We start from the raw sequence: 11,315 nt of genomic DNA on the forward strand, positions 1-11,315 counted from the left end.
CTTGCTGGCTCCCTGTCCTGAAACACCCAAGTCAATATAGATATACTTTGGGCAGAGGAGGGCTTTATGACCAATAGAGAGCCTGCGAGGCGATTCATCAGTCATTTTGGCAAATGGATTATGAACTCGAAGAACAAGCATGAGAAGTACGCATATGCCATCAATGATGTCGATACATGGAGTGAAGCTCAATTCATACATCTACCCAAGAATGAACTGCGATACATTGGCATTGACTTGGATTGGGAAGGTTCGGCAAGCATCTGGATTGATGAAGGCTTCCCTGAGCCAACCATCACCATCATTTCGCCCGAGACCTCTCACTCGAAGCTCTTTTACGAGTTGGCGACGCCGGTGACGCTGCCGTTCGGGAACTTCGCTGGCAGAGCCAATCTGAAACCCTACCAATACTTTAAGTCCGTCAAGGCGGGGTTGACGTTGGCGATGGGAGGCGACCCTGGATACTCCGGCGGGACCATGAACAATCCGTTCTACAAAAATCCTCGGAAGGAAATCCTCGTCACTGAGGACGGCATCGTCGAGCGGAAATGGAAAGTCCATTGGGCAGACAGGACCTACGACTTGGACTACCTCGCCGAGTTTGCCAAGCCTGTCCCCAGGGACTTCAAGCATGATGGGCTCTTTGATGGCGCTGGCAGGGCGATGACCATGTTCCACCTGACCCGCACGGATGCCTACCGCGCCGTTCATGGCTGTGTGACTCAGGAGCAGTTTACCGAAAAGGTCCTGTCCATCGCCATGGACCACTGGCAAGTCCTTCGTCAAATTGTGAAGGATCATCCCCTGGAGGAGCGCGAAGCAGTAAACGTCGCCAACTCCGTCACCAAGTATGTTTGGCTTCACCGAAATGATGAATGGTTGAAAAGATTCAAATGGAATGTCGGAGCTTTACAGTACTATCCCATCGACAAGGACGACGTTCCTGTCGACGACATCAAGCAAGAAATAGCTCGTCGCCAGTCGGCTGGAGCAAAGCATACGCATAGTATCAGGACTGAGAAGACGGAAGAGCGTATCCGAATCGCCTGTGAAGAATTGAAGTCAGCGAATACGAAGGTAACTCGAAAGAATATTGCTTTGAAGGCAGGACTTGGAGTTTCTTCAATGTCGAAATACAAGGATATTATCAAAGAATATAAGCAATGATTCGTATATAATAATATTAATAGAGAAATCATCTCTTTGTCCCCTGGAGACTGCGAGAAGCCAATGCCCATAATTTCTAATATAGCATACGAGCATTTTTTGTGGGTCCTTGGTCCGTACGAGCCTAATGGATAATTCTTGTTTGTTTCTGCAACATCAATATCATCGTCATGGATTTTATATCTTTTGTTTATTGGTTCATAATTGGTGTCGAATAAAGAGGGCCAGGGATGACGACTGGCGACACAGGATAGAGCAAGAAGACAATGGCGGAGGGCTCCATATAGGGGCTCTCCGTCTTTTTAGGTTTTAGGATAGTTCTTGTGCTGAGCAATATACGTTCAAAATGAATTCATGAGTTGTTTTTTGTCTGCAATTCTCTCTGATGTTTTGGGTTTCTTCATAAAGATATTACCTGTCAATGAAGATCAACCTTAACAAAGGAGAGTAGTATGGTTCCAGCTTTACCTGTTCCGATAGGAATAATAATTGTTCAAATCATACGAAACGAGATTTTCAGAGAGGTGCTAAAAGCAGCGATCATCGTGATAATACGAAAGAAGCTGTGAGGAGTATTTCGCGTGAAGAAGGTGCTCTTTATGGGGGCCTTCTTCTTGTTTTTAACTGCTATAGATAACGGCAAAATCCTTCGTCTCCTTCCGAGATTTTCGCCGCCTTCACAGAGATATTAAATCGTATCCTGCCCAATGTCCGTTTCTCCCGTAAAACGGACATTCAGGCCCATACCCTGAAAACGTCAAAGTATTTTGTCTGGTTACATGGGATTGCCCCTTGGGCATCCCCCGTCGTGCCATTTCAAAAGGATGATTCTACCATCCTGGAACTGAAAACGGACATTCAAGGAGGGACCATGCGAGTTGAACCTATTCGAGAGGAACAGCACGTGAAGGCAATCAAGAAATTGCTCAACGACAACCCAAGGGACAAGTTGCTTTTCATCCTTGGGATCAACTCAGGATTAAGAGTTCAAACGATCCTCACTGAGCTTTGTGTAAAGCACCTGCTTTATGCAAAGCTTGGCGACAGCATCACCGTCAAGGAAAGAAAGACGGGGAAGACCAACGTCTTCGTTGTCAACAAGGAGATTAAAAAGGCGTTTGATGAATACTACAAAGACGCCAGCCCCGACGAGAACCACTTCCTCTTCCGTAGCCGGAAGGGAAAGAACTATCCCCTGACGACTTTCCGAGTCACCCGGCTCGTGAAGGAATGGGGAGCGATGATCGGTCTGAAGCAGAACCTCGGAGCGCACTCGCTTCGAAAGACCTTCTGCTGGTTCCAGCGCATGAAATACGGAACCAGCTGGGAAGTCCTGAGTCGACGTCTCAACCACAGCTCGCCCAGTATCACTCGGTGCTACCTCGGCATTACGGACGAATGCGTGGAAGAGATTCTGCATCACACTATATAAACTAGGTGGGCCTCGAAAGAGGCCCATTGAAAACCATTTAGTTTTTGTAGATTGATCATGCAAAACTACAACTAGAAAAATTCAAGTTGCATGTTGAAATATAATTTTCGGTGTGCTACAAAAGAAGTTGATCTTTAATTTGTGCACGGACTCGAAAAGTAAAAAGGAGGAGTCGTGTTTGATGCCATTGATGCGTTGGACAGCGAGCTCGGCCGAGCAATAACCCCTCAAGAACTCGCGAAAATGTTCGGGTTAAGCGTCAACACCGTTCGCAAATACCGCGAGCGGTGGGGCGGTGTGGAAGTAGCCCCAGGAAAATTAAGGTTTTTTGAACGGAAGGTGCGGGAGGCTCTCAATGCCAGCATTGATAACCAAGTTCAATCCGCCGCGATGGCGGGGTGTCGTCACATTCAACGGGAAGCGAAAAGAAAAGTTGTTCCCGGACGGGTCCGAGAAAAGCAAGCGGGCAGCCGAAAAGTGGGAGGACAGGCAGCGCCGCATTATGAAGAAACCGACCCCGACCGCCACGGGCTCGCCGAAGCTGATTGACCTGGCAAACTCCTATCTGGACTTCGTAAAAACCCGCCAAAGCAGGAAGACTTACGTTGAAAAGCAGGGGGTGTTGAAGCGGGCTCTCGGCCGTTTCGGGAGTGCCGCCGAATTGGACGACATCACCGTCCCTGAAGCCCTGAAGTTCCTGACCGACCAGTACAGGAAGCGCTCGGGATACGCGGCGAACAAGGAGCGCAAGGTTCTGATAAGTGCCTGGAATTGGGGGAGGAGGTACCTGCCGAACTTCCCCGAAGGCCAGTGTCCGTTTCAAACAATCGACCGCTTCCCCGAGAAGCGCCAACCCAGATATGTGCCCTCGGAGGAGGACTTCTGGAAAGTGTATGAAGTGGCCACGGGGCAGGACCGGGTCATGCTGCTGGTATTTCTCTTCCTGGCTGCTCGGCGGAGCGAAGTTTTCCGCCTCAAATGGACGGACATCGACTTCGCCGGGAACACTGTCACCCTTTGGACGCGGAAGCGCGCAGGAGGCGATTTAGAGGCCGATCCGGTGCCCATGGTGCAGCGGCTGAAGAAGGTCCTCATGGCGTGGTGGGAGCACAGGCCCATCGTCTCCGAGTACGTGTTCGTGAACGTGGAGGAGCACGCGTTCTGCAAGGAATACCTCGGCCAGCCCTTCACCAACCGACAGCACTTGATGGAGCGCCTGTGCAAGAAAGCCGGCGTGAGGGAGTTCGGGTTTCATTCCATCCGCCACCTCACCGCGAGCATTCTTTATCAAGAGGGTCAGCCGGTTGCAGTGGCCCAAGCTGTTCTCAGGCATAAATCTCCGCAAACGACGACGAGGTACTTGCAAACCCTTGGATTTAAACAAACTCACGAAGCGATGGAGGCGGTGATGGGGCAGCGAGGTCCGGGGAAGGTGATCAGCATACAGAAAGCAGCCACCGAGTGAACCGCAATACACGACTAGGGAAGTCGTAAATGTGGACTTCGTGTGGACAAAAGAAAAAGCGGGTTAGGAAATTGTCCTAACCCGCTGAATTTCTTGGCGTCCCCAAGGGGATTTGAACCCCTGTTAGCGGCGTGAGAGGCCGTCGTCCTAGGCCACTAGACGATGGGGACGCGCTATGGTGGGCCGTGCAGGATTCGAACCTGCGGCTCTCTGCTTAAAAGGCAGGTACTCTACCGACTGAGTTAACGGCCCTTCCGCCCAAGCGGAGAAACCGTTTATCCGCACGGCCTCGCGCTGTCAAGGAAAAGTCCTCTACGTGTTCAACCTTCCGCCGTCAACAGAAATTTGAAATGTCGCCCAGGTTTATGCCCCACCCCCACCGCGCCCTTGCCGAAGTAGAGCACCCAGGCCCAGGCCGGGTCGTAGCCGCTGGAAGTGGAGGACCACACTCCGTCCAGCCCCTGGCCCAACGGGTGCCCGGGCGGGAGCGCGGCCCAGGCCCGCGAGGCGTCCACAAGGCTCTCCAGCTCCCAGATGGAAGGCATGCGCCAGCCTGGAGTTTCACGGGCCGCCTCCAGGGCCTCGGCCCAGGCGGCCTCGCCGTTCTCCGGCTGCGCCGCTCCACGCCAGACGAGCCCGGTCAGGCGGTCCAGCACGCCCTCCCCCGCCGTTTCGAAGCGGGGCTCGGGCCAGGGCCGCCCGGCTGCGGCGGCCAGTTCCGGCGTTTCCGGCGGGAGCCAACCGCGCCCGCGCACGGGCAAAACCATGTGCCGGGCGTCGCCCGGGCCGGGGAACATGCGCCCCCCCTCCAGGTGCACGCGCCAGAAGTGCCCCGGCGCATTGGCCGCAGGGGTCGATGTCCAGTGCCAGTGCTGGAAGATGCCGGTGAAGGGGTGCCCCGGAGGCAGGGCCGGGCGGGCGTGGGCAAGGCTGACCAGGGCCAGCAGCTCGCGCCGGGTGGGAAGCCGCCAGTCCGCGTGGCCCAGCCAGGACTGCGCGTTGCGCTCCGCGACCCAGGCCAGTGCCTCCGCAAGGGTCATGGGCCAGGGCGCGGCCGAAGCGTCGCGGGGCCAGGTCAGCCCAATGAGTCTGTCAAGGACGAGCCGGTCGAGGGCGAGGGCGTCATCCACCATCCCGAAACGCGGCGCGGGCCAGGGGCGGCCCGGCCTGTACTCGCCGTCCTGCCCCGTGCCCGCGCAGGGGACCGCCCCCCCGGCGGAATCGAAGCACTCTTCCTGGCCGGACCAGGGGTAGATGGGCGGTTCGCCGGTCGCGGCGGCCATGCCTTCAGCGCCCCGGATTCATGCGGCTTCGCGCAAGGTTCATGGTCTTCCCCCCGGGCCGCCCTCGGCGGGCCTAGCCCTCGGCCAACTGTTCGCGGATCAGGCTGGTGAGCAGGTGCACCAGCATCATGTGCACGTCCTCGATGAACTGGTAGTTGCCCGAGGGCACGATGAAGCACTCCTCGGCCACATCCTTGAGCCTGCCGCCCGAGAAGCCCGTGAGCCCGATGGTGTGCGCGCCGCGCTCGCGCGCCAGCTCCATGGCCTTGATCACGTTGGGGCTCATGCCGCCCCCCGAGATGCCGATGACCACGTCGCCCTCGTTGAGCAGGTTGCGCAGCTGGCCGGAGAAGATGTCCTCGAAGCCCACGTCGTTGCCCCAGGCGGTCATCAGGGGGATGTTGTCCGTGAGGGGGATGGCCCTGAAGCCGCGCCGCCCGTTAACGGCCACGGTCTTGGCCAGGTCGGAGCAGAAGTGCGAGGCCGTGGCGGCCGAACCGCCGTTGCCCATAATGAACACCTGCTTGTCCGCCATGTAGGCCGTGTGCAGGGTGTCGGCCATGCGCCCGATCTGGGCCTTGTCCAGCCGGTTGACCACGGCGCGCATGCCCAGCAGGTAGCCCTCCGGGGTGATGGTGGACTTGAAGCGCCCGGCCTGGTCCAGCGTGATCTGGGAGCCGCCGTACTCGAAGTCGAAAACCAGCTGCTGCAGGCCCAGCGCGGTGAGCTCCTCGCTGACGGCGGCCTGCTTTCCGGGTTCGCAGAACACCAGCAGGAAGCCGCCGCCGCCCGCGCCCGTGATCTTGCCGCCCAAAGCCCCGTTGCGCATGGCCGTATCGTAATAGAGGTCGATCTCCGGGTTGGAGACGGACTTGGCGAAGCGCTTCTTGTGCTGCCAGGACTCGTGCAGCAGGGTGCCGATCTCGCGGATGTCGCCGCCTTCCAGGATCTCGCGCATGCGGTAGGCCGTGCGCTTGACCTGGTGCAGGGCCTCCAGCACGGACTGGTCGCGCTCCTGGGTGGCCTGGCGCTGCCCCTCCAGGATGCGGGCCGAGTCGCGGGAGGAGCCGGTGTGGAAGAGCATCAGGTGGCGGCGCAGCTCCTGCTGGCGGGAGCGGCTGATCTCGATGGGCTCCACCCGGGTGCCGGAGGCGTCGAAGGTCAGGAAGTTCAGGCCGCCGTGGGCCGAGGCGTACTGGTCCTGCATGCCGATGGGGCGGCCCAGCACGTTGAGCTCGATGTGCGTGGCCAGTTCGCCCACCTTGGCCTTGTCCAGATCCTGCCCGGCGAAGGCCCCCACGCAGCGCACCAGGCTGGTGGCCACCGCGCCCGAGAGGCCCAGGCCCGAACCCGGCGGAATGTCGGACTTGAGCGAGAGCATCACCCCGCCCTTGATGCCGAAGTGGCGCAGCACGGCCTTGGGGATGCGCAGGGCATCCTTGAGGTTGGCCTTGTCCAGGTCTGCGATGCGCTGGTGCAGCTGGTAGTCGGAGGAGGAAATCTCCACGCCGGGGCCCGGGATCTCCTCCAGCACGGAATAGAAATACTTGTCGATGGTCACGGAGAGCACGGCCCCGCCGTGGGCCTCGTAATAGGCGGGCAGGTCCGTGCCACCGCCTCCGAAGCTCAGGCGCACCGGAGACTTGGCGATGATCATTCTTCTACACCTCTTCGCATGTGGAAAGCCGCGGCGGCCCCGGACAGTCGGTAGCCGTTCTTTTCGTAGAACAGGCAGGCGGTCAGGTTCTCGGCCTCGGTGGTCACGTCGATGCGCTTGAAGCCCTGGCCCGCGGCCCAGCCCGCAAGGCGGCCCAGCAGCAGGGAGCCGCGCCCCCGGGCCCTGGGCAGCACGGAGACTAGGTCGATGGCCACGGCCTCGCCGCGCTTGCGGAAGCTGACGAAGCCGCCGGGCTCCATGAATTTGAGCACCTCGGCGGAGCGCATGGTGTTGGCGATCCACTTGCGCTGGTGGCGCACGCGCTCCTCGAGGGTGACATTGGGGTCCAGCCCGAAGCGGCTGAAGGGAAAGTTGGCGGCGTGGGCGTCCAGCTCATCCTCGGGCAACTCCGACGCGCCCGCGGGCTCGCCCGAGGCCACTGCGGCCACGCCGGTCAGGTCGCGCGAGAAGGTCACCTGCGCGCAGACCTTGAGGAACCCCAGGCGCATGAGCGCCTTGGCGCCCTCGATGTCGGCGGCGGGCAGCTTGGCGTCGGCCAGGAAGGGCTTCCCGCCCTCGCGCAGGCGGGCCAGCTGGCGGGCCAGGGCCGGATAGTCCTGCCGGGTGACGCGGTAGTAGTCCTGCCGGAAGGCCTCGCTGTCGAACTCCTGGAGGGCCAGGCAGGCGGGCGCGGGGTCGGGCGCCTTGGCCAGCATGGCGTTGGCCCGGGCCAGCTTCTCGGGGGAGCCGATGTCGATGAGCGGGGCCTCGATGGCGTAGCCGTACAGGGGCGCTCCGGCCGCGAGCATGGCCGGGAACACGTCGTGCCCGAAGTCGCTGAAGCCGGTTGCGGGGACGAAGCCCAGCACCTCGGGCTCGCAGATGTACACGCCCGCGTTGGCCAGGTCCGTGAAGGCCACGGGGGGCTTCTCCACGAAGCGGCCGATGCGCCCGGTGGCGTCCATGTCCACCAGGCCGCACTGGGTGGGGTTGTCCACCCGGTAGAGGCCCACGGTGGCCATGCCGCGCGAGCGCTGGTGGAAGGCCTTCATGGCGGTGACGTCGAAATCGGAGAGCACGTCCCCGTACCAGACCAGGAAGGGGTCATGCAGGTGGACCCTGAAGGCGTTCAATGCCCCGGCGGTGCCCAGCAGCTCGGGCTCCTCGCTGTAGGCCATCCGCACACCAAGGGCCGAGCCGTCGCCGAAGGCCTCGCGCACCACGTGGGAGAGGTGGTGCAGGTTCACGCAGATCCGCGTGAAGCCGTGGGCCGCCAGGTGGCGCACGGTGCGCTCCAGCAGGGGCACCCCCGCCACCGGGACCATGGGCTTGGGGCAGGTGTCGGTCAGGGGGCGCAGCCTGGTGCCCAGGCCCGCGCTCAGGACGACGGCGGTCTTCACGCCGTCTCCTCCGCCAGGCCAGCGTCGGGCTGCGGTTTGGTGCCGGGCAGGGTGGTGTCCACCTGGATGAACGCGGCGCGGTCGTTGACGTTCATCTCCTTGTACTGGGGGCACTTGGCGCAGGTGGACATGGCGCTGGGCGTATTGATGGTGGCGCGCACCCTCTGGAACATCTCGTTGTTCCAGATGTCCTCCACGGACTCGGCGTTGAGGTCGCCCATGACGTCCTTGGAGAGCATGCACAGCCGCACCTTGCCGTCGGACTGCACGAAGATCTCCTCCCAGGGGCGGGGGCACTTCTTGTGCAGGGATTCAACGGTCTCAAGCGCCGGCTTGCCGGAGAGGTCGAAGCGGTCGGGGATGGTCAGCTTGATGCCGTGGGCCTTGGCGCGGCGCTCGGCCTCGTCCAGCACGGAGTTGGTGAGCTCCTTGTGGTCGAAGAGGATCTCGTCCACCATCTCCTGGCCGTAGGCGATCATGTGCACCATCTTGGCCTCGTCCATGCCCAAATTGGCGGCCAGGTCCACGAAGTCGGGGAACTCCTCCACGTTGGAGCGCATGCCCACGAAGACCATGCGCAGATAGGGGTGCTTCACCCCGAGTTTGCGCTTGCTGGCCACCACCTTGGCGATGTTGCCGATGACGGTGTCGAAGTCCGCGCCGCGCCGGATGCGGTTGTAGGTGGCGGCCTTGGCCCCATCCACCGAGAAGTTCAGGTAGGCCAGCCCCCCGGCCAGGAAGCGGTCGATCATCTCCTGCTTGAGGAGCATGGCGTTGGTGAGCACGAAGATGTCCGGCCCGCGCCGGGCCAGCTTGTCGAAGTAGCTGCCCAGGTGCTTGTTCATCAGGGGCTCGCCCCAGCCGAACAGCGAGGCGTCGTGCACGGTGTCCCAGTAGGGCTCGGTCCTGTCGAAGACTTCGGGTTGCAGGTCGCGGCCCACGAAGTCCCGGTGGGACTGGCCGCACATGGCGCAGCGCAGGTTGCAGCGGTTGGTGGTCTCAAAGACAAGGCGCTGCGGCTTGGAGGCCAGAATCGTGCGCTCCTGGGCGAGTTCGAGGTCGTTTAACGCCTTGTTGTCTATGGCGGATTGGCTCGGCATGGAAGATCCCTCCTGGCGGGAGGGGGATAGAAGCATCTTTTGCCCCTCAAGGCAAGACCGGGGAGCCCGGGCGGCTCCGGCGCTCCCCGGCCTGTGCGGGCCTGCTAATAGATGGGATCGCCGGGCATCTCCGGCGCGTCCTCGGTGAGCTCCTCGCCGAGGCCCTCGGCGCTCTCCACGGGCGCGGGCTGTTCGGGGGCCGCCGGGGCGGGCATGGAGACGATCCTGGCGCTGGGGGCGTAGGGCCGCTCCGGCGCGGGCAGGTTGAACTCCACCACGCCGTCGGAGTTGTCGCGCAGCTTGTCCGAAAGATAGTAGCCGAACTTGGCCACGAAGACCAACATGCCGTGCTCGCGGGCGAAATTCATGGCCGGGATCATGTCCGCGTCGCCGGTGAGCAGCACGATCTTCTCCACCATGCGGCTGGCCGCGATCCAGGCGATGTCCAGGCCCATGAGCATGTCCACCTCCTTCTGCACCAGGTTGATGGACACGTCCTGGGGCTGAAGCGGGCGGTTGTGGCTCAGGGACTCCATGATGACGCGCATGTTCTTCTTGTTGAGCTTCCAGCCCTGCATGGCCAGGGAGCCCAGGCGCAGGGCCATGCGCGGCATGCGCCAGAGCTGGTCGAGGTAGTCGTTCTTGATGCGGTACTGTTCGGTGGCGCTGAACTCGATCTCCCTCTGGGAGATGGGGTGCACCGCCTTGCCGCCGTAGGGCGGCGAATCATAGTAGTATGCCCTGAAAAACCTGTCCGATTCGAATTCCTTGTCCTGCATGATGAGTTCGCAAGCCGTCTTGACCGAATCCGCGCTGGGCGGCTGGCCCAGGCGGGCCTCCAGGTGCTTCATCCAGAAAAAGCTTCCATCGATGAGTATCGCCACGTTCATTTGTCAATCTCCATCAAAGGTATTGGGAATTACCGTTTAGTACCTCTCCCGACCCCCGTCAAAGGGATCGCATGAAAATTCATCACGCGTTCACTTTTTCCCCACATAGCCCCATGTGGGATGCGCGAATCTCGAAATCGGGTATGGTTGCGCTTCCCTGGCAGGGAGAATCAATGACCATCGCAGACCTGATCGACAACACCCGGCTTGAACTCGGCGACGAACTCAAAACCCGCTGGAGCGACGCGCAGCTCCTGCGCGTGGTGGGCAAGGCCTACCGCAGGCTCTCCCACGTGCTCTACCGCAACGACATCGAGCTGGGGCGCAGCCTGTACCGCTTCACCACGGAGCCCGGCCGCGACGACTACCCCCTCCCGGCGGACTTCATGGCCGACTACGGCCTCTACCGCGAGGACACCACCACCCGCCTGACCAAGCAGAGCGACGACTCCTGGCAGCAGCAGGGCACGCCCGCCGAGTGCTCCACCTGGCTGATCCGGGGCGAGACGCTGCTGGTGGGCGGCGCGCCCACGGGCTCGGTGCCGCTGACCCTGATCTACTGGCCGCTCTTCGACACCGCCACCCTGGACATGGACTCCCCCACGCCCTTCGGCGGCAAGCTCGACGACCTGGTCAGCGAGTACGCGGCCCTGCGGCTCAAGAACATCGACGAAATGGACATCGGCGCGGACACCCAACTCCTGGCCGACCTGGAGAACAACCTGCTGAACACCTACTCCGCCATATCGCCCGTCACCGTGCAGCGGCGCGGCTGGCTGGTCTGATGTAGGGGGCATGGAAAAGGCTGGCCCCGGGACGTTTCCGGGGCCGGCCGCATCCCCCGGCCTGTCCGCTTTTCCAGACAAGCGGACCTCTTCGGTCCACAAGGTGCATAGCAATAACAATTTTGCCAAAACAAGC

10 protein-coding genes and 2 tRNA genes are annotated in these 11,315 nt (G+C 61.0%); 5 read left to right on the top strand and 7 right to left on the bottom strand.

The features are described from left to right. Positions 1-66 precede the first annotated feature (66 nt). The 4 genes from MLE27_RS08725 (at position 67) to MLE27_RS08740 (ending at position 4,064) form a co-directional block, all read left to right on the top strand. Positions 67-1,167, top strand: coding sequence for a replication initiation protein (locus MLE27_RS08725; RefSeq protein WP_243311680.1), 1,101 nt, complete (start codon positions 67-69; stop codon positions 1,165-1,167). Between the two features lie 871 nt (positions 1,168-2,038). Continuing rightward, positions 2,039-2,599 (top strand): tyrosine-type recombinase/integrase, encoded by a 561-nt coding sequence (locus MLE27_RS08730; protein WP_243311681.1) that lies wholly within the window; start codon positions 2,039-2,041, stop codon positions 2,597-2,599. A 174-nt stretch (positions 2,600-2,773) separates the two neighbouring features. Next, positions 2,774-3,148 carry a helix-turn-helix domain-containing protein gene (locus tag MLE27_RS08735; protein WP_243311682.1) on the top strand — a complete coding sequence of 125 codons (375 nt, stop codon included), beginning with the start codon at positions 2,774-2,776 and terminating at the stop codon, positions 3,146-3,148. Continuing rightward, a complete protein-coding gene (locus MLE27_RS08740; protein WP_243311683.1) occupies positions 3,102-4,064 on the top strand; it encodes a tyrosine-type recombinase/integrase in 963 nt (320 codons plus the stop codon). Before MLE27_RS08735 ends, MLE27_RS08740 begins: the two co-directional genes overlap by 47 nt. 94 nt (positions 4,065-4,158) lie before the next feature. On the opposite strand, the gene MLE27_RS08745 is transcribed toward MLE27_RS08740, so the two are convergent. The 7 genes from MLE27_RS08745 to MLE27_RS08775 form a co-directional block, all read right to left on the bottom strand. After that, a tRNA-Glu gene (locus MLE27_RS08745) sits at positions 4,159-4,234 on the bottom strand. A gap of 6 nt (positions 4,235-4,240) precedes the next feature. Continuing rightward, positions 4,241-4,316 (bottom strand) — tRNA-Lys (locus MLE27_RS08750). A 68-nt stretch (positions 4,317-4,384) separates the two neighbouring features. Next, the gene (locus MLE27_RS08755; RefSeq protein ID WP_243311684.1) at positions 4,385-5,347 is read right to left on the bottom strand and encodes an Lcl C-terminal domain-containing protein; all 963 of its coding nucleotides are present in this window, start codon (positions 5,345-5,347) and stop codon (positions 4,385-4,387) included. A 73-nt stretch (positions 5,348-5,420) separates the two neighbouring features. Next, positions 5,421-7,004 (bottom strand): SIS domain-containing protein, encoded by a 1,584-nt coding sequence (locus tag MLE27_RS08760; protein WP_243311685.1) that lies wholly within the window; start codon positions 7,002-7,004, stop codon positions 5,421-5,423. Further along, positions 7,001-8,404, bottom strand: coding sequence for a GNAT family N-acetyltransferase (locus MLE27_RS08765; protein WP_243311686.1), 1,404 nt, complete (start codon positions 8,402-8,404; stop codon positions 7,001-7,003). The genes MLE27_RS08760 and MLE27_RS08765 overlap by 4 nt, the downstream gene beginning before the upstream one ends. Then, positions 8,401-9,504: a radical SAM protein gene (locus MLE27_RS08770; RefSeq protein ID WP_243311687.1), complete on the bottom strand. Its 1,104-nt coding sequence runs from the start codon at positions 9,502-9,504 to the stop codon at positions 8,401-8,403. Before MLE27_RS08770 ends, MLE27_RS08765 begins: the two co-directional genes overlap by 4 nt. A gap of 104 nt (positions 9,505-9,608) precedes the next feature. Beyond that, entirely contained in the window at positions 9,609-10,394 is a 786-nt protein-coding gene (locus tag MLE27_RS08775) for an NYN domain-containing protein (protein WP_243311688.1), read from the bottom strand. A 173-nt stretch (positions 10,395-10,567) separates the two neighbouring features. Between MLE27_RS08775 and MLE27_RS08780 the strand changes: the two genes are divergently transcribed. Further along, positions 10,568-11,179 (top strand): phage adaptor protein, encoded by a 612-nt coding sequence (locus tag MLE27_RS08780; RefSeq protein ID WP_243311689.1) that lies wholly within the window; start codon positions 10,568-10,570, stop codon positions 11,177-11,179. Positions 11,180-11,315 lie beyond the last annotated feature (136 nt).

It is taken from the genome of Fundidesulfovibrio agrisoli (assembly GCF_022808715.1).
GTDB classification, from domain to species: Bacteria; Desulfobacterota; Desulfovibrionia; order Desulfovibrionales; family Desulfovibrionaceae; genus Fundidesulfovibrio; species Fundidesulfovibrio agrisoli.

Coding starts and splice junctions, on each gene's coding strand:
- MLE27_RS08725 (WP_243311680.1), top strand. CDS start 67: ATGACCAATAGAGAGCCTGCGAGGCGATTCATCAGTCATTTTGGCAAA.
- MLE27_RS08730 (WP_243311681.1), top strand. CDS start 2,039: ATGCGAGTTGAACCTATTCGAGAGGAACAGCACGTGAAGGCAATCAAG.
- MLE27_RS08740 (WP_243311683.1), top strand. CDS start 3,102: ATGAAGAAACCGACCCCGACCGCCACGGGCTCGCCGAAGCTGATTGAC.
- MLE27_RS08755 (WP_243311684.1), bottom strand. CDS start 5,347: ATGGCCGCCGCGACCGGCGAACCGCCCATCTACCCCTGGTCCGGCCAG.
- MLE27_RS08760 (WP_243311685.1), bottom strand. CDS start 7,004: ATGATCATCGCCAAGTCTCCGGTGCGCCTGAGCTTCGGAGGCGGTGGC.
- MLE27_RS08770 (WP_243311687.1), bottom strand. CDS start 9,504: ATGCCGAGCCAATCCGCCATAGACAACAAGGCGTTAAACGACCTCGAA.
- MLE27_RS08775 (WP_243311688.1), bottom strand. CDS start 10,394: ATGAACGTGGCGATACTCATCGATGGAAGCTTTTTCTGGATGAAGCAC.
- MLE27_RS08780 (WP_243311689.1), top strand. CDS start 10,568: ATGACCATCGCAGACCTGATCGACAACACCCGGCTTGAACTCGGCGAC.